Source organism: Neobacillus sp. NPDC093127, assembly GCF_044754175.1.
Taxonomy (GTDB): domain Bacteria; phylum Bacillota; class Bacilli; order Bacillales; family Cytobacillaceae; genus Neobacillus.
On sequence record NZ_JBIVOP010000028.1, the window covers coordinates 41,527 to 63,671 of the forward strand.

Annotated in this window: 21 protein-coding genes and 1 pseudogene; 4 read left to right on the plus strand and 18 right to left on the minus strand. The window is 37.5% G+C overall.

Features of this window, described 5'->3' with window-relative positions:
* Window positions 1–339 precede the first annotated feature (339 nt).
* The 3 genes from ACIQCO_RS25280 to ACIQCO_RS25290 all read left to right on the plus strand — a co-directional run bounded on the left by ACIQCO_RS25280 (window position 340) and on the right by ACIQCO_RS25290 (window position 1,040).
* Window positions 340–558 (plus strand): DUF1659 domain-containing protein, encoded by a 219-nt coding sequence (locus tag ACIQCO_RS25280; RefSeq protein ID WP_400434517.1) that lies wholly within the window; start codon window positions 340–342, stop codon window positions 556–558.
* A gap of 43 nt (window positions 559–601) precedes the next feature.
* The gene (locus ACIQCO_RS25285) at window positions 602–820 is read left to right on the plus strand and encodes a DUF2922 domain-containing protein (protein ID WP_400434519.1); all 219 of its coding nucleotides are present in this window, start codon (window positions 602–604) and stop codon (window positions 818–820) included.
* Window positions 821–896: 76 nt separating this feature from the next.
* A complete protein-coding gene (locus ACIQCO_RS25290) occupies window positions 897–1,040 on the plus strand; it encodes a YvrJ family protein (RefSeq protein ID WP_066093399.1) in 144 nt (47 codons plus the stop codon).
* A 133-nt stretch (window positions 1,041–1,173) separates the two neighbouring features.
* On the opposite strand, the gene ACIQCO_RS25295 is transcribed toward ACIQCO_RS25290, so the two are convergent.
* From ACIQCO_RS25295 to ACIQCO_RS25380, 18 genes are all read right to left on the minus strand, one after another.
* Window positions 1,174–3,015: a cell wall-binding repeat-containing protein gene (locus ACIQCO_RS25295; protein ID WP_400434521.1), complete on the minus strand. Its 1,842-nt coding sequence runs from the start codon at window positions 3,013–3,015 to the stop codon at window positions 1,174–1,176.
* Between the two features lie 173 nt (window positions 3,016–3,188).
* Entirely contained in the window at window positions 3,189–3,746 is a 558-nt protein-coding gene (locus ACIQCO_RS25300) for a DUF4240 domain-containing protein (protein WP_400434523.1), read from the minus strand.
* Between the two features lie 78 nt (window positions 3,747–3,824).
* Window positions 3,825–4,781, minus strand: coding sequence for a lysozyme inhibitor LprI family protein (locus ACIQCO_RS25305; protein ID WP_400434525.1), 957 nt, complete (start codon window positions 4,779–4,781; stop codon window positions 3,825–3,827).
* A gap of 699 nt (window positions 4,782–5,480) precedes the next feature.
* A complete protein-coding gene (gene rbsK / locus ACIQCO_RS25310) occupies window positions 5,481–6,404 on the minus strand; it encodes a ribokinase (protein WP_400434527.1) in 924 nt (307 codons plus the stop codon).
* Window positions 6,405–6,462: 58 nt separating this feature from the next.
* Entirely contained in the window at window positions 6,463–8,244 is a 1,782-nt protein-coding gene (gene ade / locus ACIQCO_RS25315) for an adenine deaminase (RefSeq protein WP_400434529.1), read from the minus strand.
* Between the two features lie 98 nt (window positions 8,245–8,342).
* Entirely contained in the window at window positions 8,343–9,044 is a 702-nt protein-coding gene (gene deoD, locus ACIQCO_RS25320; RefSeq protein ID WP_400434531.1) for a purine-nucleoside phosphorylase, read from the minus strand.
* Window positions 9,045–9,061: 17 nt separating this feature from the next.
* Complete coding sequence (gene cdd / locus ACIQCO_RS25325) at window positions 9,062–9,478, minus strand: cytidine deaminase (RefSeq protein WP_483874177.1); 417 nt, start codon at window positions 9,476–9,478, stop codon at window positions 9,062–9,064.
* Window positions 9,479–9,503: 25 nt separating this feature from the next.
* Window positions 9,504–10,451 (minus strand): ABC transporter permease, encoded by a 948-nt coding sequence (locus tag ACIQCO_RS25330; RefSeq protein WP_400434533.1) that lies wholly within the window; start codon window positions 10,449–10,451, stop codon window positions 9,504–9,506.
* 1 nt (window position 10,452) lies between these two features.
* A complete protein-coding gene (locus tag ACIQCO_RS25335; protein ID WP_400434535.1) occupies window positions 10,453–11,541 on the minus strand; it encodes an ABC transporter permease in 1,089 nt (362 codons plus the stop codon).
* Complete coding sequence (locus tag ACIQCO_RS25340; RefSeq protein WP_400434537.1) at window positions 11,534–13,087, minus strand: ABC transporter ATP-binding protein; 1,554 nt, start codon at window positions 13,085–13,087, stop codon at window positions 11,534–11,536. Before ACIQCO_RS25340 ends, ACIQCO_RS25335 begins: the two co-directional genes overlap by 8 nt.
* Window positions 13,088–13,147: 60 nt before the next feature.
* On the minus strand, window positions 13,148–14,257 hold the full coding sequence (locus tag ACIQCO_RS25345) for a BMP family ABC transporter substrate-binding protein (RefSeq protein ID WP_400434539.1): 1,110 nt from the start codon (window positions 14,255–14,257) through the stop codon (window positions 13,148–13,150).
* Window positions 14,258–14,302: 45 nt separating this feature from the next.
* Window positions 14,303–15,055, minus strand: a complete 753-nt coding sequence (locus ACIQCO_RS25350) for a glutamine amidotransferase (RefSeq protein WP_400434541.1) — start codon at window positions 15,053–15,055, stop codon at window positions 14,303–14,305.
* A gap of 29 nt (window positions 15,056–15,084) precedes the next feature.
* Entirely contained in the window at window positions 15,085–16,107 is a 1,023-nt protein-coding gene (locus ACIQCO_RS25355) for a LacI family DNA-binding transcriptional regulator (RefSeq protein ID WP_400434543.1), read from the minus strand.
* A gap of 1,298 nt (window positions 16,108–17,405) precedes the next feature.
* Window positions 17,406–17,558, minus strand: coding sequence for a hypothetical protein (locus ACIQCO_RS25360; RefSeq protein ID WP_400434545.1), 153 nt, complete (start codon window positions 17,556–17,558; stop codon window positions 17,406–17,408).
* A gap of 136 nt (window positions 17,559–17,694) precedes the next feature.
* Window positions 17,695–17,916, minus strand: a complete 222-nt coding sequence (locus ACIQCO_RS25365) for a hypothetical protein (RefSeq protein WP_400434547.1) — start codon at window positions 17,914–17,916, stop codon at window positions 17,695–17,697.
* 87 nt (window positions 17,917–18,003) lie between these two features.
* Window positions 18,004–18,792: a cytochrome c oxidase assembly protein gene (locus ACIQCO_RS25370; protein WP_400434549.1), complete on the minus strand. Its 789-nt coding sequence runs from the start codon at window positions 18,790–18,792 to the stop codon at window positions 18,004–18,006.
* Window positions 18,779–19,297 (minus strand): DUF2243 domain-containing protein, encoded by a 519-nt coding sequence (locus tag ACIQCO_RS25375; protein WP_400434551.1) that lies wholly within the window; start codon window positions 19,295–19,297, stop codon window positions 18,779–18,781. The genes ACIQCO_RS25370 and ACIQCO_RS25375 overlap by 14 nt, the downstream gene beginning before the upstream one ends.
* Before the next feature lie 225 nt (window positions 19,298–19,522).
* On the minus strand, window positions 19,523–20,749 hold the full coding sequence (locus ACIQCO_RS25380; protein WP_400434553.1) for an RNA-guided endonuclease TnpB family protein: 1,227 nt from the start codon (window positions 20,747–20,749) through the stop codon (window positions 19,523–19,525).
* A gap of 896 nt (window positions 20,750–21,645) precedes the next feature.
* Between ACIQCO_RS25380 and ACIQCO_RS25385 the strand changes: the two are divergent.
* Window positions 21,646–21,783 (plus strand): annotated as a pseudogene (locus ACIQCO_RS25385) (IS256 family transposase); the annotation flags it as partial.
* Window positions 21,784–22,145 lie beyond the last annotated feature (362 nt).

Genomic DNA, 22,145 nt, shown 5'->3' on the forward strand with positions numbered 1-22,145 from the left:
AAATGCTACTATGACTTAATTGTATCAAACTTTGCCAGGCACGACTCGAATTTTGTCGGTTAATAACCCATTCATCCAACTTCAACGACCGTTTTTAACCTCCAATTATGGAAGAAAATGTTGAGTACCTTCTAACTGACGGGCGGTCTTATACCCTTCCCGGCTATTTATCATTTGCAGTGTCGAGCCACTCACAACCGCAGCCAAAAGTCCGTTGATTCTACAAATCTCGACATATAACGGGTGGTGACAGGCACCCCTTCTAGCAAAATTATTCTCCCGCCCCCTGTCCTTTTTACCTTAAAAACCATAAATAGAAAGTGAAAGGAGGTGGTAACAATGGCACACGCATTATTACTAGGAACGAAGCTTCGCTTGGTGTTTGAAGCGGGGATGGACGAGAAAGGAAACCGGATTTACAAAGCTAAAACGTTTAGCAATGTGAAAAAAGAAGCAACGGTTGACCAGTTGTTTCAAGCTGCACAGGCAATTTCTGTTTTGTGTAAAGACACGCTAAACCAAGTGGAACGCAATGACAGTACGGAGATTTTAGCTTAATAGTCCAGCTGGGGTGAAATCTTAAGGATGGGAGGTGAAGGGAATGGCAAAAACATTGGAATTACAATTCGGCACGGAGTTTGGCAAGACGGCAAACATTTCGGTGGATAATCCAAGAGAGCCGATTAATGAAGTTCTCGTGAAACAATCAATGGAGCAGATTATTGCTTCTGGAGTTTTCACAACCGCCGGCGGTATGTTGGCGACTGTAAAAGGAGCAAAAGTCATCGAACGCAATGTAACTGATTATGAACTTGTTTAATAAGGAAGAGGCCGGTTTCGTATGGATGCCGGCCTTTTCTTTCCATCCCATTTAAAATAGAAAGGAGCGAATACTCGTGGAAGAAGTCATTTCATTCATCAGCCAGGTCGGATTCCCAATTGTGGTGACCCTCTATCTGCTCTATCGGATTGAATCCAAGCTAGATGCGGTGGTCCAATCGATACAGGAACTGCCCAACCGGATGAATGCGAGATCATAGATCAGTCATTTCGCTGCAATTAGAGGTGGACTGCCCTGCCCATATCGGGGCAGGGTGGCTATTTTTCCATTTAGCGCTATCTCTAATGAAAATAAAAAAATGCCCAGAGAACCTCTCCAAGCATAAATTAAAGTTATTGCATAACACCGTTCTTATCAAAGTAATACCATTTCCCATTAATCAACTGCCAGCCGACAGCTTGTTTGCCTGATGATAAATAATAGTACCAATATTTATTGTTTGGCCCTAAATTAATCCATTCCTTCGAGGCCATTTCGCCACTTGGTTTAAAATAGTACTTTGTACCACTTATGATTTGTATTCCGGTTGCCATGCCGCCCCAATTGTTGAGGTAGTACCACTTTCCGCTTAGATACACCCATCCGGTTGCCATTTCGCCGCTAGCTTTAAAATAATACCAATATTTCACACTAGCTGGAGCTGGGTAAAGCGATTGATTGGAGGGAAGATATTTCCAGCCAGTCGCCATACTTCCCGTATTTCGATCAAAGTAATACCACTTACCGCCAACCTTTTTCCAATCGATTGCTGCTGCACCACTCGAATTGAGGTAATACCATTTTCCACCAATGGACTTCCATCCACCGGAAGCCATTACACCATTTTTATCAAATATATATAACTGACGGCCAATATAATTAGGACCTGTTACCATATATCCTTCTTCATCGTCTAAGTAATACCAATTCTTGTTCCAGTAAATCCATCCTGTTACAAGCTGCCCGCTCGATTTGAAATAATACCAATCCCCTTCAATGAGCTGCCAGCCTGTTTGCATTGCTCCATTTTGATTAAAATAGTAGAAATCCTTATCGATCATCGCAAACCCAGTGACCATCGTTCCATATTCGTCGAAGAAATACCATTTACTATTAATATACTGCCAATCATAAACGAGCACGCCAGTTGGTAAAAAATAATACCAGCCATCCTCGATATATTTCCATCCAACTACCATTTCACCATTTTCATTGAGGTAGTATTCATTGTCATCTACATAAATCCACCCGGTCATCATGACACCGGTTTCATCAAAATAATAACGCTTCTTATTGTAAGTAAACCAACCTGTTACAGGGTTACCAGATTTGTCATAAAAATAACGCTTGCCATTGATGTCCACCCAACCCGAGGCTGCTTTTACAGTGAAATCAAGGGAACTAAAATCTCTCGTATTTCCATCTTTATAAAAGACGCTATTATAAAAATATTGATAGTTAAAATTGTATCGATCTGTTACCAGGATATGATCAAGCTTCCACGTTCCCGTCGCAAAAGAATGATCAATCATAATAGAAGCCACTTGTGGGTTAGAGGAATCGCTTAATCGAAATGTCCGTAACTCATTCTGAGGGGTGCGATAAACAGCTTCTATTTTGGTAGAGTCATACGTTCCTAGATTATTTAAGCCAGCCGCAAGAATCTTTACGGTCGTACCGAACGTGGCCTGATTCTTATCAATGCTTACAGCTCCCAACTGTGGCTGATACCCTGTCGGATCCACATAAAAATTTCCCGCACGTAAATCCGTTGCCTCGGCATCACCTGGGAACAATTCAGCATTTTTAAACTTGTATTGTATTGAATTCACAAAAACGCCAATTTCACTAACCTTCCAATTCCCTTTTGCATGATAGTCCTCTACTTTTAAACTAGTAACATACTTTTTAGTTGCCTCATCATACTTTAAAAAGGCTGCTCTTCCGTAGGTGGGTCCATCAACCGCAAGTAAGCTGAGATTGACAGTAACAGCAGTCGCCTCCGGCTCGATCCCTAAATCTAAGCTGATGTTAATGGAATCGCCCACTTTGGCTTCTTTTGAACTAAGCTGAAAATCCTTTACCACTACTCCAGCTGCATGTGCATGGTTACTAGCAACATAGGGAGCAAGAATAATAAACAACGCAACAAATAAACTCCTAAACATGAATCCAGAAACTCGACTTCTCTCCAATTTAATCCCCCTAAGAATTTCAGATACCTTCAATATATATTCGCATGAATCAAACTGCATTAGGAATAATCAAAATTAATGCTCTAATTCTACAATTCTCGGCATATATCGGGTGACAGGCACCCGAATTTAACCCTGTTGGAATTTGCATGGGTCCTCCAATAGTGAACCGCTTAACCTAAGGGATCTTCTCCAAATCGCTCCCATAGAGCTGGAAACATCGCTTCTAAATCATCGGCATCTTCCCAATCAAATTCAATTTCATTATTATCTGCCAGTCCCTTTTGAGACAGCAAATCTAGCATCTCGTCATGCAACCTTTCATCCCATTCTGCAGGGTCTCCATCCTTTTTGAGTGTGTAGGCATCAAAGCCTACACTTAGGAATTCTTCGTATTCAGGAACACCTTCTTCTCCCAAATTTTCATCAGATAGATAGTTAGCTAAGAATTCGGGGTTCTTTAGTGTTTTCTCGTATACTTCCTGCCCTTGTGAAATGAGCCATCCTCTAAAATAATCAAAAGAATCATCCGAACATCCGCCCATGATCAGATAAGCCGCTCCCCATAGACGGGATTGATAGCTTTCATTCATGTAACTTTGAAAAATAAACTCAAAATCCACAATCTCATTAATTGGTCGCCTGCTAAGTTCTTCTGTCAGCCATTCGACCCGTTCTTCTTCGTAAGACTTGGACTGCTTAATTAAATTCCAGTATTCCGTTTTATTCACTCTATGATCCCTCCAGTATATGTTGAAAGAGAATTACTTCTTTATCCCTACCTTTTTCAATTTTGCTTAAATCACAAATCACTTAATATAAATACTTGCCAATTCATAACATCTCTCTTTTGTGAGTCGTAGAACTGTACCAACGTATTCTAATTCTGCCATTGACCCACCTCCCGAATTAGCTGCTGAAGCATTTGCAGCACGATCTCGGTCTTTTATCCATTGACGTTGTTCGTCTTTCAATTTGTTCATTTCACTGGCCGGAAGTTGAAGTTTTAAATAACCATAAATCTCATTTAAGGCATGATCCCACCTCGTAATTTTTTCATTTTCGGCTTCTAGCATTTCCGATGTGACACCATTTGTATATAAGTAATCCAGCTCCGCAAACCCCTCCTCAATATCATTAAGCTTTTTTATAAACTGTTTCTTTTTACTAGCGGCCGCGGCACCTGCTGCTGCTTGGGCCTTTTCTTTAGCGGCTGCCTCTTCAGCTTCCTTTTGCTTCTTCAATTCTTCATTAACGGTGACTTCCATTTTATTTACTTCTTCTGAAAAACGATTAAATACCTCTTTCACCTTCTGATCTTGTTTAAGTTCCGTTATGAGTCTTTCGGCTTCACTAAAATTTTCTCCGTTAACTAAAACTTTAATGTTTTCTACTTTTTCGGTGACTAATTTAATTTGTGCTTTTCCTGCCTCCGCTGTTTTTATGGATTGGTTTAATTCATTCTTAAGGCTGCTTACCAATCCACTTTGTTCAAGAAGTTTATTAGCCCTTTCCAAAGCCGCCTCCCACTTCTCATTTCCAATGTCCTCTTTCACTGCTAATAATGCTATTAAGTTATCATAAGATTGCTTTGCCGCTTTATCTTTAGGTTTCTCATTTAAGGGTAGTTCAAACGACGCTAATGCTTTATCAAACTCCTTGTTGGCCAGCGCCAGTTTTCCCTGTTCCATTGCTTTGTCATATGTACCATTTCCGCATCCGGCCAAAACTATAATGGTTAAAATTGCCGCCATTAATTTCCTCATTTTTCCCCACCTGCCAATAAAGATTGTATTCACATGTTATTGACCATCTCCTTTTTAATTTTTATATTGCACCGTTTACGTTTTATGACGAATACTATTCACATTTCCAAAAGTTCAATATAATCATGTCTTTAGCGGGTAATTGGTTCTATTAATATTCTACCAGTAAAAGCTACATTTTTTTACAATATTCTTCGACAATTCTCACCAAATTCCAACTCCTTTTACTTTGATTTACCAGGAGCTGGATTTGTAAATTTGGCTCATTAACCAGTGGAGTTAATTGCTAATATAAAAGTATTATCTTAGAAATAGTTACATATTAAGGAGGCGGTGTTTTGTGACGCCAGCGGTACCATGGCGATTGGCTGTGAAAAGCGAGGTGACTATTTGTTAAGTTTTCTTCTATCGGGTGGAACCGGAATTGTGACGAGGGAGTTGTGAAATTACGGTGGAACAGAAAGCCACCAGAAGCAGGAAATTTTTAATTGAATTTTGAATTATGTACACAAAAACTTTAAAAAACTATCCTGCTTCTTAGCAAATGGAAATTTTACGATGATTACTGAGTAATGTTCCCTTTCGATAAATAATCCTTTGGTCTATAAAGTGCTACGAAATGTGGAGCAAAACTTCCCGATTGTCCCCTAAAAGAACCGTCCCCATGGTCTGACGGGATTCCCAGGATTCTAATGAGAATTAGGCCATGTTCCTTAAAAAAATATCAACTTCTTCTTTATATGGCATTGCCGGTGCTGTCCCTAATTTAGTAACAGATAATGCAGCAGTAGCATTTGCATAAGAGAGCGCCTTTCTTAGTGGATATCCATTTGCTAATGAAAATGCAAGACCGCCATTAAACGCGTCCCCCGCACCTGTTGTATCTAGTGCATTTACACTAAAACCCGAAATTAACTCTCCTCCTGATTCTTTTGTGTAGAGATAACATCCCTTTTTCCCAAGTGTGATAATTACATTGGGCACACCCCATTTATTCAACTTCAATGCAGCTTGAAGCGCTGACTCCTCATCAACAATCTCTATTCCCGTTAACAAAGAACCCTCTGTTTCATTTGGAGTGATATATTGGATTTTCTGCAGGAATTTTTGTGGGAATTGTTGATATGGCGCAGGGTTCAATATAACTGGCACGCAATATTTATTTGCTATTTCAATTGCTGCCTCAACCGCCTCTATATTGGTCTCTAGTTGAACTAATACTACTTTTGACTCCGCAATCTCTTTTTCAGCTTGTTCAACATCTTCCCTTGAAAGGTTTCCACAAGCACCGAGGGCAACAATAATCATATTTTCACTTGATGAATCAACAGCGATAAGCGCTGCTCCAGTTGACTCCTCTTCATCCTCAAAAATATAATTGGTATTTATTTTTTCATTATTAAAGTTTTCTCTTGCCAGTGCCCCGAACTCGTCCTTTCCAACTTTTGTTACCATGGTTACCTCCCCGCCTAATCGGGCAACTGCAACCCCTTGATTTCCTCCCTTTCCTCCTGGGCCCATTTTGAATGGACCGCCCAATACCGTTTCCCCTATTTTGGGCATTTTCGGTGTTTTGCACATTAAATCAACCACATAGCTTCCTACCACAGTTACTTTCGACATGCCTCCACCCCATTAATTAATAAATGTTTGTGCTTCTTTTTTTTAAAGCTTAAAATAGTTATAAAAAAAGAGTAACTAGTTTTTGTTCCATAACAGAAACTAATCCAAGGTCTGTTATTCTAGCCGTTGGGATTACAGGCAGACATAGTGTTGCAATCTTTAGTAACGGTTTCATTTCATGTATACCTATCCCTTTTAATGCCTGATTCATTGTTTCAACCTTTAATGATAATTCATCACAAGGTAATTTTGACATCAATCCAAAAATAGGTAATTCAATTTTCTCTAACACTCGATCATTTTTGACACATATAACTCCGCCACCACATTTTATCAGTTCTTTAGCGACTAAAACCGCTTCTCCCGGATTAGAATAGACAATCGTAAGATTATGGCTGTCATGGGAAACTGTGCTTCCAACAGCTCCTTCAGAAATACCAAAATTCCTTACTAAACCAATTGTATAATTTGGGCGGCCATGTCTGTTAATGACCGCTACATACTTTAAGTTCGTATCTTGACTAATATCAAGGTAGTTGTTTTTAACAGGAAGAGTTTCAATGTTAAATTTTGTAATAGGAGAACCTTCACTTCCATATGTAATTACTCTTGTAGAAATAAAACCATCTTTGATTGGTGCTTTTATTTTGAAAAACTCTACGTTTGGTGTGGATAGTTTGATAGTATTTGTTTCTTCAAAATGCAGCTTTTTAGCAGGTATATCTACTAACAATTTACCATTATTAGCCACATGCTTACCGTTAAAAAAGATACTAATTGGTTTAATATCAGTTTGTGAAGGTAAAAGAATCAGGTCTGCAACATAGCCTGGGGCAATTGCTCCCAAATTTTTAATTCCAATTTCTTTGGCTGCCCGGTAAGTCCCACTTATTATCACTTCAATGGGGTTCATGCCTTCATCGATTGCCCTTTGCATTACATAATTGATATGACCTTCATTAATTAAATCACTGGGTTCACGGTCATCTGTACAGAAGCTTAAATTAGGAAGGTTTTCATGCATTTTAAACGTAGAGACAAGTGAACCTATCGACTGAACAAAAGAGCTTTCTCTTGCATCGACATACATACCTTGACGTATTTTTTCCATGGCTTCATGCCCCGAATAACTTTCATGATCACTTTCTATCCCAGCACATAAATAAGCGGATAATCTTCTACCATTAAGCAATGGTGCATGGCCTTGAATAAATAAATTCCTTTTTTCAGCTATTTGCAATATATTCATGACTCTTTCATCACTTTGGATTACACCTTCAAAATCCATGACCTCTGCCAAGCCAATTACTCGATCCCAGTTTAAAACTTCCGAGATTTCCCTTTCTCCAAATTCAGCTCCTGAATATTCTAGACCCTTAACAGATGGAACACAGGATGGGGCAAGAATATACTGCCGCATTGGCAGGTCCTCACTAGCTTCTAACATATACCTAATACCTTCTAGGCCCACAACATTGGCTACCTCATGTGGATCCGTGATAACAGTTGTTGTTCCTAATGGAAGGACGGTTTTGGTAAAATTAACTGGGTTCAACATTGAACTTTCAATATGGACATGAGAATCAATAAAACCTGGAACAAGGTAATTTCCCTTCCCATCAAAAACCTCTTTGGCTTCCATTGACTCTTTTAAAGAATCATTTTCAACAAAGATTGTTTCAATATGGGCAATAAATCCATCATAAATGCCTATTTCTGCTGGATATACTTCTCCAGTGAAGCAATTTAGCATTTTTACATTCTTTATAAGCAAGTCCATTGGTCTTTTTCCTAGAGCTGCTTCAATTAGGTCTTTTCTACTTTTAGGGTATAAGTTCATTTCCGTTCACCACTCAAAAGAAATTCTTTTCCTAATACTAAAGGAAAAGTAAGGATATTGATCCTTACTCTATGCTTACGATTTAAAATGTACTGCTATTAATCAGCAATTTCTAAAGCTACCTCTACCATTTCCATAAATGTTTTTTCCCTTTCCTCTGCTGAGGTAAGTTCTTCCGTTATAATACTATCACTCACAGTCAATAACGAAAGTGCATCAACCTTATATTTGGCTGCAAGCGTATAAAGCTCTGCAGTTTCCATTTCCGTAACCAACACCCCATAGTTCGCCCATAATTTCCAATCTTCTGAATTGTCATTGTAAAAAATATCTGTACTCAATATGTTGCCAACCTTCACATTCAGTTGTTTCTTTTCTGTTATTTCATATGCCTTTTTAAGCAACCGGAAGCTGGCTGTAGGGGCATAATCCATCCCCTTAAATCTGATCCTATTTATATTTGAATTTGTTGATGCACTCATAGCCAAAACAATATCTCTTATCTTTATTTCTTCTTTCATCGAACCACATGTACCAATCCTAATTAGGTTTTGAACTCCATATTCAGTAATTAACTCGTTTACATAAATCGAGGTTGTCGGCATTCCCATACCAGTTCCTTGTATAGATACTTTTTTCCCCTTATAATAACCTGTAAACCCGTACATCCCTCGCACTTTATTATAACAAATGGAATTCTCTAATAAATTTTCTGCAATATATTTTGCTCTTAAAGGGTCACCAGGTAAAAGAATCGTTTGTGCAATATCACCTTTTTCCGCACCAATATGTTGACTCAATTCTATTCCCCCTTTTCTTATCCTATATGCTCCGGTCCAAAACCGTAGGGTAATAACTCTTCAAGGGTAAATTCTTTATAAACCTCTTCAGATTTTGCAATTATTATTTTTAAATCACCTTTACAAAATTCGTTAATTACCTGTCTGCAGACCCCGCACGGTCCACTCCAACCAAGTTCGTCCCAATCCTTATCCTTAGGTCCACCGACTGCAACCAATGCTTCGAATTCTCTTTCACCTTCGGATACTGCTTTAAAAATAGCAGTTCTTTCCCCACAAACTGTAGGTGTAAAGGCTACTGATTCAATATTACAACCCGTATAAATCTTTCCACTCTTTGTTAGAAGTGCGGCCCCCACTTGAAAATTCGAATATGGGGAATAAGAGAACTCCATCGCTTCAAATGCTTTTCTTATTAGTAGTGATCGGTCCATAATTTTTCCATCTCCCTTATCTTTATTATAGTAGTGACTTTTGTTTATCCTTTTTATTTGATTCCCTAATCTTCTTCGACTTTCTAGAAGAATATATAACTAGCCCCACAATAGTCGCGAAATATGGGAGCATTTGAATAAACTCAGATGGTACCCTTAAGGATTGGAGGTTATTGGATAAGGCATCTGCAAATCCGAAAAATAAAGAGGTTAGAAAAGTACCAACTGGTGTACTCCCTCCCATTGCTTCTGCAGCCAATGCTATGTATCCTCTACCAGCAATCATATCTCTTGAGAACCATGAGACATATCCCATAGACATGTATGCTCCACCAAATCCACATAAAGCACCGCTTATAGCTAACGATATATATTTTATTTTATTCACGCTGATTCCTACTGAGCTTGCCGCATTCTGATTTTCTCCAACGGCCCTAATTTGAATTCCAAGAGGAGTTCGGTTGAGCAAGAAAAATATCACAATGACTAATAGAATGGAAAAGTAAGTAAGGACATTATGTCCGGAAATTATTGGTCCTAAGATAGGGATATTCTTTATCAATGGCAACTGGATAGCAGGAAGCACCTTACTTGCAAGGGATGAAGAAATGCCTTTGTCCTTTGCGACAACATAAAGGAAGAATATTGTACCCCCACTCGCCATAAGATTTAACGCTATCCCGGCTAAAATAATATCCGCTTTTAAATTTAACGAGACATAGGCTAAAAGGATTCCAAGAAAAGCACCAACCACTACAGAACCAATTAATCCAATCCAAGCACTTCCCGTCATCGCACTAATAATAACGCCAATAAGTGCAGATGATAGCATGGTCCCTTCAAGACCAATATTAATTACACCGGCCTTACCTGAAACAAGTGCTCCAAGGGCCGCAAATAATATAGGGGTGGTCACTCTTAAAACTGAGTAACCAAAACCAACTGAAAATATGATTTCAATTAATTTCTCCATTTCAGACCTCCCCCATCGTCTTATCTGTAGCATTTCGATAAACTCTTCGATGTTTCCAAGAGGACAAGAAGCTTTCTGCCGCGATTAATAGAATCATAACTCCCTGAATGATTGCAAATACCTCGCTTTGAACGTCAGTCATTCTCCCCATTATGTCAGCCCCGATTCTTAAATAAGCTAAGAAGAAGGCCGAAAGCGGTACCAAAATAGGGTTGTTTCTAGCAAGAATAGCAACAATGATAGCATCCCACCCGTATGATGGCATATCTGTCCACGTAAATCGATTATAGATTCCCAAAATTTCTGATGCTCCGCCAATCCCTGCAATGATACCACCAATTATCTGTGAATATAGGATTACCTTCGAAACCTTTATACCGGAGTACTCAGAAAACCTAAGATTCTGACCTGTCATTCTAATCTCATATCCCCATTTGGATCTGTAAAGTAGGTAATAACAAAAGACAATCATACCCACTGCAATCAGAAATCCAACATGAATCCTTGTCCCGCTAACCAAATTGATTAATCTGGCAGTTGATTTAAATTCAAAGGAGGCAACGATTCCTGTACTCGGGTCCCTAAAGTAATGATTGATAATAAAAAGACCACCAAAAAACATAATATAATTGAACATTAATGAAGAAACCAATTCGCTTGCTTTCCACTTAATCTTTAAAATAGCTGGAATGACACAGATGATTCCGCCTATAACACCGGCTGCGACTAGACAAACTAGCGGATGAATAAAATTGGGCAAATTGAGTTTAATAGCTAAGGCCGATGCGATAACACCACCCATAAAGAAGGAACCAGCGGCCGCTAAATTAAACTGTTTTGCCTGAAACATAACACTAATCGCAAGCCCCGTAAAAATTAACGGGATCGTCATTTCAATAACATAGCCAACGCTTCTTACAGACTGAAGTGGACCAGTTAAAAAGGTTGTAATAGCTGTCAGCGGTTCATCACTCACGATAAAAATAATGATGGTTGCAAAAACTAGAGAGACTACAATTGCAACAACTGTTCGTATAAGCTCAAAATACAAATTAGTAGTAATATGTTTTGAAAATATACTTTTATTCATTTGTAGCCCTCCTTAATTCATCATTTGATTGTTTTTTTAGTCCTAACATAAACAGACCTAATTCCTCTTCCGTTACCTTCTCAGAATCGTTAAAATGAGCTACAATTTCTCCGTTATACATCACTGCTAAGCTATCACTTAATTCTAATACTTCATTTAAATCCGCAGAAATCAGCAAGACTGCTTTTTCTTGATCTCTCAATTCAATAATCTTTTTTCTGATAAATTCCGATGCCCCAACATCAATACCCCTGGTCGGTTGATTGGCTACCAGTAATTCGGGATTAGAAGAAAATTCTCTTGCTACAACAACCTTTTGAATGTTTCCTCCAGACAGCATCTTTACATTTTGGTTTGGGGAATTACATTTCACTTTATACTCTTCTATTAATCTGTCAGTTAGTTCCCTTATTCGACTTCTTTTTAACAGGAATTTGCCATTTAGCTCTTTCGAATCGTATTTATCTGAGATTAAATTTTGTTCTATATCAACATCTTGGGCAACTCCATAGGTCATTCTGTCTTCAGGTATATGAGAAATCCCCAAATTCCTGATTGATTTAATCGTAAGAGGGCTAATATCCTCTCCTAAAATTTGCACTTTTCCACTATACCCTTTTCTAAGACCAGTAATAATCTCTACTAACTCTCCCTGCCCATTACCCTCTACTCCAGCGATTCCTAATACTTCACCTCTTCTTACATAAAGCGAAATTTTATTAAGAATCTTTTTTCCATCATCGTTTAGATAGGATAAGTTAGATACCTTTAATACGGGTTCTTTGGGATTACTCTTGCTTTTTTGCATTTTTAGTATGACATCTCTGCCCACCATCAATTTAGATATTTCCTCTTTTGTCACATCTTTTGTAGCGTAAACACCCATACTTTTTCCACTTCTCATAATTGTTAATCGATCACAAATCGATTTAATTTCTTGTAGTTTGTGAGAAATAAAGATAATAGAATGGCCATTCTCTTTAAGTAGAATAAGTTGTTTAAAAAGCTCCTCGGTCTCCTGAGGAGTTAAAACCGCAGTAGGTTCGTCCAATATTAATATTTCCGCACCTCTGATTAAAGCCTTCAGGATTTCTACTTTTTGCTTTATTCCGACGGATAATCCTTCCACTTTGGCATTGGGGTCAATATTGAAATTATATTTTTCTGCCAGATTTTTTGTAATTGTAAGTGCTTGTTCTTTATCAACAAATATTCCCCGTTTCGGTTCAATGCCTAATAAAATATTCTCTGCTACAGTTAACGATGGTACGAGCATAAAATGTTGATGCACCATTCCGATACCATTTTGAATGGCAACATTTGAAGAAGTAATCTTTACACTTTTCCCTTTTACAAGAATTTCCCCTTCTTGAGCAGTTTCCATTCCGAATAGAATCTTCATTAATGTAGACTTCCCAGCACCGTTTTCGCCAACAAGCGCATGTATTTCTCCTTTATTAATTGAGAAGTCGACACCACTGTTGGCAACAATTCCATTCGGATATACTTTGGTAATATTCTTCATCGAAAGAAATTGATCGTTCACTTTGACAACTCCTTTGTAGAAAGGAAAGGGTACATCAATCAATGCCCCCTTCCTTCTATCCTAGAATTTCACTGAATTACGCAACTTGTTCAATTGATCCGCATCCATCCCAGAAGCTGATGTTACTTTAATTTCACCACTAATGATTTTTTTCTCAATTTCTTTCAGTTCATTTCTTACTTCTTCACTTACTAGATTCTTATAAATATCATTTTCAGCTAATCCAATACAATCTTCATTAAAACCAAGAACTTCTAACTTTCCATACGACAGTTTTCCATCCATATGCATATCAATAGCTCTAATTAATGACGTATCAACACGTTTTAAAGCTGATGATACAATTAAATCCGCCTTATCAGGTGCAGAATCCTTGAATAATAAGGCTTGGTCTGAGTCAACACCAATACAATATTTATTAGCATCTTTTGCTGCATCAATTTGTCCTAGCCCCGCTTGGCCAGCAACATTAAATCCAATATCTACCCCTTGGTTATATTGTGCTAACGCCATCTCTTTTCCCTTTGCGGAATCGACAAAAGATCCTATATAAGAGATTGCAACCTTCATATCTTTATCAATATATTGAGCTCCTTCAATATATCCCACTAAGAAATCATTAACTACAGGATTATCAATACCTCCTAAAAATCCAATTTTCTTTTCAGGATTAACTAGCGGCATAGTTGATGTAGTAACTTTTGCTGCCAATGCCCCAGCCATGAAACCAGCTTCATTTTGCTTAAACGTAATGGCATATACATTCTTCAAATTGTACTTTTCAAAGTCTGGTTGTCCATCAAATATAATATATTTCTTTTCTGGATGATCTGGAGCAACTTGTTCCAGATATTCTTGCATTGCCCAAGTACCAACTACAATGATATCCCAATCCTGGTCTGACGCATCTTGCAAGCCTGGTCCCCATTTAGTTTGATCCATTCCAAGCTCTACAGTTTTAACTTTTACTTTATCCCCATATTTCTCTTTAATCATATCCATACCATGTTGTGCAGAATCAATAAATGACTTATCTCCTAAATTCCCGTGCACAATAAAGCAAATTTTCAAGACATCACTCTTTGAACCCGTCTTTTCGCTATTACACCCTGTAAGCGCTGCCATTAATACCATTAATAATAAGAGAAACCGAACCCCAAGCTTTTTCATAATTTTCCCCCTTAGCTCTTTTAATTTTCCAATAACCTAAGACAATTAATGATTTACCAACCAGGTTGCAATTCTTCTCCATAAAACATTATAAAATTCCCATTCACAAAAATCTGGTGAAGCCCAATGTGGCGCACAATCTGTTGCGAAAGCTAGTGTTCTTCCCTTACCAAATTGACCAATTGTAATGATTGGATCATCCCCATTCGCTATTAAAATTTCTGCATGATTCTTAGGTATTAATCTGTTATAACCAAAAATTACTGGCCACTCATTTGGGAAATCACTTAAAATACCATGTTTTTCATCCCCCAGTGTTAAACGGCATCCTTGTGGTAATTCTACCCGGTCATCATTTGCAAGTAGAGTTACTGGAAGTATTTCTTCAATTGCAGTATTTTTATATTGACCTTTACCATCAATACCTTGAAAGGTAAGATAGCCTCCGATCATTCCAAACGCCCCCCCCTGTTCAACATATTCTTTAATCAAATTCAACTTGTTTGTTGTGACTAAGGATTTATAGAAGGTATCTGGATGAAGTAAAAATGTATTTGCACCTACATCACTTATCAGAATCAGATCATATTTCTTAATATCTTCTAAAGTTGTCGGAAACTTATTATGTACTTCATGTGAGGCGATATGATGAAACTCAAAACCATCATTATCAAATGCACCCTTTATCCATTTTGTTGTTTCTTCATAACCTCCAACAGTAAAATGATCAAATCCTTTGAATTCTGTAGTTTCATAAAACCAAGTTTCGCCTATAAATAATACGGAAATGTTTTTCATATGTCCCCCTATACAATAATTTTGATTATTTAATGTTCTTCTGTAAAAGCCCTTCTTTCTACTGAACCACGTATAACGAGTTCGGTGCCTAACATTATTTTTCTATGCGTGATTTCAGCCTTTTCCATCCCCTTTCTTTCTAACAATAGTCTTGTAGCAGTACTTCCCATCTCAGAGGTTGGCCTCCTAATAATGGTTATCTTAGGACTTACAAAGTTAGCTAATTCATTATCATCAAATCCAATTAAGGAGATTTCCTTTCCAACTTCCACTTTTCGGTCATTTAGCGCCTTTATACAACCTACGCAAGTTAGATTGTTACTCGCAAATATGGCTGTTGGCGGATTTTCTAAATCTAGTAATTGCAATGTAGAATGATATCCATTATCCTCAAACCAATCGCCTTTTTTAATGTAATTAGGATTCATATTCAGATGATTTTCTTTAAGCGCCCTCTCATATCCCCAGAATCGATCCTTACCAATATTAAACTCTGTTGGTCCACTGATAATGGCAATGTCCTTATGACCTTTCTCAATAAAGTGCTTTGTTGCTTGATAAGCACCGTCAAAGTTGTCAATAACTACACCATCATATTTAGAACCCTCAATATATCTATCAACCAAAACAATCGGTTTTTTAAAATTTGCATAAAAATCAATATCAGTACTTGCAGGAACAATGATAATTCCGTCAACAATTTTACTTAGAAATCCTTTAAAGAATTCCTCTTCCTCTTCTTTATTATCATTGGTTGAAAAAACCAAAGTAAAGTACCCTTGGCTTCTTGCATACTCCTCTGTACCTTTGATTACTGCTGTATAAAATGGGTTAATTATGTCTGGAACAATCACAGCTATCATTTTTGTCTCTTTTTTAACCATTGACACTGCCACATTACTGGGAACGTAATTTAATTCCTCTATTACTTTTAATACTTGCTTTCGCGTATTTTCACTTACCCGATCCTTACCATTAAGTACTCTGGATACTGTCGAAACAGAAACTCCAGAAGCCTTGGCAATATCTTTAATAGAAAAATCAGCACTCATCTACATCATCCTATTCTTTTATGTAAAGCCATACATAGTAGCTATTGATTAAAGTATATATAACTAGCGGTAACGTTTTTACATACTTTTCATTTAAAATCCTATTAAATCAAACATAGCGTTTATCAATTTGATAAATAAAGTATATATTTGCGGTAACGTTTCCACAAATTCATTATAAAATAACACGTACAAAATTGTAAAGATATTTTTTAAATATTTAAATAATTAAATCAAAGAACAAATCTTAGAAACAAATGTATGGATTTATCCAGTCATTCTACTATTGAAATTAGACCACTTCGATGAACTGACAAACCTCAATTATTTCCCGCTATATTCCTAAATACTCAAACCTTGATACAATAAAAAAAATCTCTTAGTCCCCCCTTAGGCATAGAGATTTTTTTACTGTAACTAGAGAACCATAAACGCAATTGAGGCTGGAAATTTAAATGAGCAATATTTGATGCTCTTACTTTTCTTCATTATTCCCTCTTATTTCCGTTAAGGTAATGAGCAGCTTAGGGGCGTGAAATAGACCTATTCCTAGGACTATATAATTCGCAATTTGAGCAATGAACATTTTGAAGGCTATTTCTTTTTTTCAACTAGTTCATTTCAGCTTTATCCTTTAGCACACCGAACGGACAAATCTAAACAAAATTCCCTTCCATCAAAACTAAATAAACGTTTAATTAAATACGCTAGGAATCCCGTCATTTAAGGATTTAAACCATTTGGCGGCTAAAATTTCTGTCAGTTAATTAAACGTTTGTTTAAATTGGTGAATATCCTAGTGATATCAATGTTTCTTCTCTTTATTTCAAAAAAGAACTGACGAATCTTGGCTTTATATCTGGTTCCGCTCAGCCATTTTAACCTACACCACTCCTAAACCGACAAACCCCAACAAAATATCCTACAGAAAAACTAATTAATCGTTTGATTAAATTGGCAGGGAAACCCGCAGTAGAAGGAATGAACCCATTTGACAGCTAAAAATTTTGTCATTTAAATAAACGTTTGATTAAATACGCTGAAAAGCCCACTGGCAAAGGATTCATTCAGATTACCGGCCAAAATTTTTGTCAGTTAATTAAACGTTTGATTAAACATAGCGCTGTCCCTCATCGATGGTATTTGATTATAGGTTCAATGGGAGTAAGGAGTAATCTTCAGCCAAAGGGAAAATTTTAAATTGAGGATTAAAAAAGAAGCATGATTACGTTAATCAGCTTCCCTTTAGATTTAAAGCTCTATTTTCACTAATCGACATCCATTCGACGAAATGACAACTATGATATACTATTCAATCCATTGTTAGAAACAGCAGCAAAGTATTGATCAATATGAAGTTCCTTTGCAAATCTGTAAAAAAAGTTGTCGATAATTGCCGGGGAAATTTGCAGATTATAACCCACATAGTTACAGGAATTGACTAGCTTCACATGAACTTACATCATTTTATCTATTTCATATATTTCCGCCATTAAATAAACGTTTGATTGAAAGCAATCTCAACCCAGTCCCATCCTGGACTTCCCTCTTAAAAGGTTCGGAAATAATGTCAAAATCCGCCGGTGTTTATGTTGGTTCCGTTGGTATAATGGACCAGCTGTTCCCATTCTGGATGATCCTGCATCCTGGATATTCCTTCTGCAATCTTCTAAGTACCGTATTATCGAAAATTTTCTGAGCTGCCTTTTCCGGGTTATTTTCATTCACTGCTTCGTCCCTCGTTTTAAAGGATTCAACAATACCTAGTGAGGGAATATACATAAACGTTTTCTTCTCCCCTGCCTGCATCCTTACCACTCTCCTCTTTACCAACTAAATTTGCCAAAGAAACAAAAAACCCTTGTGAGAAATTTAGCAATAATCGATCTACCCCTGCTAGCTCGCGGTTAGGACTATTCGAGGACGGGTCGCTCTGAACCAATGCAAACAAAGAATAAAGATAATCGCAATATCAACGGCATCTCCACCATAGTACATGATCATGCCTCCCATTTTCGCCTGCTCGAAGGTTACACCAGCAGGCGGGTGAGCATAGATGAATTTTGATAGAATGCCATGACCAGCTAAGGAAATAATTAATACGATTGAACGGTACAAAAAAGGAAATCGATGGGGCATCGGGTCGATATAAACCATTGACATCGTGAATAGATAGCCTGCCACGAATACATGGAAATGCACCATGAGATGTAAAAGTGTATTCTCGTGCATAAGCGAGTACAAGTCTGTCGTGTATAATAACCAAAGTCCTCCTAAATTAAGGAACGATGCTGCAATAGGATGAGTCAGTATGCGCGACGGCCAACTCCTCAGAATTCGTGAAAGACGTCGAGCTAAAGGAATACTTAGCGTTCGTAGCACAAGCGTCATCGGTGCAGCCAGTGCCATAAGCAATGGCGCCAGCATCCCTAAAAGCAAATGACCGAGCATGTGTGCGGTGAAATCCATGTGGGCGCGATTCGCTAGCGGCCCAGCGACAGCCATAACCGCACAGAGAACGCCAATAGTCCAGCAGGCTGTTCGGTATAAGGGCCATGGCTTGTAACGCCGACTGGAATGGACGGCAGCAAGGATATACATAAACAATGCCAATATAAATGGCAGGGCTAAGAGCAGTTGAGGTACGATCCCATCAGTATGATGAATGTGGTTATGAATGTTCATGTGAGACAGCCTTTCCCGAATGTGGTCTGCGTCGTGTGCGAAAAATAAGGCTGACGCCAATGATCATCATCAAAATCGCCAATATGTTCCATACTAAGTCATAGACAACAACGTTCTCCACGTAACGAATCTGATGAATCCGCATTAGCTTGTGCTGGATTGTACCATCATATAGTTGGAAACCGCCTGAACCAAGGAACTTTCCTCCCCACCATCTCATGTGCGAAAATGCATTTCGTCTCCGTAGATCGGCAAGCATAAACAAACCGCCAATGGTCGCAAACCAACTAAAAGCGTGAAATAGACCATCTGAAATCAGTCCAACATCGGTTGTGGACTTATCGTAAAAATGATGCCAATGCAGTAATTGATGAAAAACGGTCTCATCTATAAAGGCGGCTAGACCGATACCAAATAGAATCCCGGACCATAGATTTCGATTTGAATAAACCGAGCGATTCGAAACATTTGAATGGATATTCTCGTCTTTATTTTTATTAGCCATTTACTTCTCCCTCTTGAACCTCCCACGACTAAAGTCGCAGGATTCTAATGTCCTTTCGGACACTAAAACCCTTTTAAAGACTTCCAAGCGAGTGGGATTCCTGCTTCATTGAGAACTGCACTCCACTGTGAAGCGTCTTACACTCTCTCCATTGTCCAAAAGCTCGACAAACAGTATCTTCGATACTGACAGGCACACCCCGCAGTTCCTGCGGTAAGGATGAAACTATGTTACTAATAAAGGTGTTCGTAAAATGCGAATTCCTTCTTCTTTAATGTTCCTCGCTGCATTAATGTCACGGTCATGTGTGGTTCCACATTTTGGACAAACCCATTCTCTGTCAGAAAGAGATAAAAGGGTATTTTTCTCTTTACAACCATTGCATTGCTTGGAGGAAGCAAAGAAACGGTCAATGAGAATGACCTTTTTATTTGCCCAAGCAGCTTTATAAGAGACAAACGTTTTGAACATGGACCAGCTTACATCGGCAATACTTCTTGCCAACCTTTTGTTTTTAATCATTCCTTTTACATTCAAATCTTCCAAAACTATGACTTGGTTTTCGTTCACTAGTTTACGAGATTCTTTATGTAAAAAGTCCTTTCTCATGTTGGCAATATGTAGATGCAATTTGCTTATTTTTTGTTGTAATTTATTAAAATTGGAGCTGCCAATCTTCTTATTTTTCAACTGTCGTTGTAACTTGGCTAATTTCTTTAGTTTAGTTTTTAAAAACTTGGGATTGTCTACTTTCTTGCCATTGGAATCGATGTAAAAATGGTTTAATCCTAAATCTAAACCATTGATCTTATCATCTGAAACAGTAGAAAAATCTACTGTTTCATGTAAATCGATCACTTCTTCCATTTTTAAAGAAACCGTATACTGTCCACTACTATGATATTTAATTGTGGCTGTTTTAATTTTTCCGTTCAACCCATTTTTAAACAACTGATGATGTTTCTTAGATAGACGAACTTTGACTTGACCCAATTTAGGCAATTGAATCGTTTGTTTTTCGATATCTAATTTGATGTTTCTATTCGTTTCTTTCGTTGTGTAACATTGTTCCGATTTATGCTTCGATTTAAATTTAGGAAATCCATTTTGACCTTTGAAAAACCGTTGAAATGCATCTTCTACTGCTTCCATCGCAGTCTCCAATGCAAATTTATCCACCTTTTTTAACCATGAAAACATGGAATGTTCTTTCAAAACATTAAATGATTTTTTAAATTCTCCCACATTTAAGGTTTCATGAGTTAATTGATAAACTTCTTTTCGTTCGCCGAGATAGAAGTTAAACGTAAAACGTGAACATCCAACGGTTTGATGAATTTGTTCTTTTTGTTTTTCATTTGGTTTCATTCGGAGTTTGAATCCATAATGACGTAGAACTTTTCCTTCTTTCTCTAGTTCTTCATTCTTTTGTTTGGTTGATTTTCTAGCCATTTTTGGTTCACCTCCGAAATCTATTTGATAAGAATATTTTACCATAAAACCGAACATTTGTACTGTAATTCACCTTTAATTCAAAAAAATATGCCCTAACTCACGACTGAAGTCACGAGTGTGCGGGCACTAATTATCAAAGATCCACCTTAATTACTTGCCAATATGCCCAAATTGCATCTGCCTTTTATTTACAGCAACAGAACAAAATTAATTTCACTAAGCAGTTTGAAATATACGGAATATCAAGGGGTGGTTATCTCGCTAATGGCGTTCTTATTCTGCACATTGGGAGGAAAGGACGACGTAAGTTCTCGAGGCGGTCGCATTAGGCTAGAAATATGTCGGAAATTCTCCGAGATTCCATTTAATATCCAGTTAATGTCGTAAGGTTTGAAAAATAGGTTATAAGTGGCGGAAAATGCGTAGTAAATGGCTAGAAATATGTCATAAGTGCTCAAAGATATGTCATAAGTATCCGAGATCCAGAAGGGTTTCCATCTAATTTCCAGTAAATGTCGTAAGTTTCGAAAAATGTGTAGTAAGTGGCTAGAAATATGTCATAATTGACAACGATTTGTCCTTCATCATGCCCATGAAGGACTAATCCCTAATAAAAAAGGCATCGATTTGTCCTTCATCTTGTTTAAGTTGGACAATTTCGCCGGTTTCGGTAGCTTATACCTCTTATAAGCTACCCAACTCAAACAAATTCCCCGGCTACGTTAGCTTATAGCTCTTATAAGCTACCCAACTTGACCAAATTCCTCGGCTTCGGTCGCTTATAGCTCTTATAAGGATTATGTCCGTATAATTGTGTAAAAAATATGAGTCATTTTATTCACTCTTGGCAACACTGTTTTCAACCACGAAAAACAATGAAAAGTGGAATAAAAATGACTCAAGTACAGTTTAACCTGAATATGGATGTTTTAAATGAAGCCATTGCGAATTTCAACCTTGATATGGTTATAAGATCAGCGGTTGTCTTAGTATTAAACGAGTTTATGGAAAAAGAAAGGGACGACTACTTATAAAATGTACCCTATAGTGTAGACACTTAAAAAAAGGTCTACCTATATGGTACATTTTAAGTAACCCTTCCCCTTTCTTTATAGTTTATTTTTATAATAGTTAATACTCCATATTTCTTTTGTCATCTTTTGTAGAATTAAGTATATTTTCATAATAATGATAAGCTTGTCCAAAAGGTTAACAACTTTTAAACGGAGTTTTCGAAACTTCAATCCACTTACAATTTGAGTCATATATCTATAAACCTCACTAAAAAAAGAAAAGGAAGTAAGCCCGAAATATAAAAAAATAGCGCACCCTTACGGTGCGCACGATGAATAGCCAACCCTCTGAAATTTTTTTCGGATTGTTGGCTATTTTG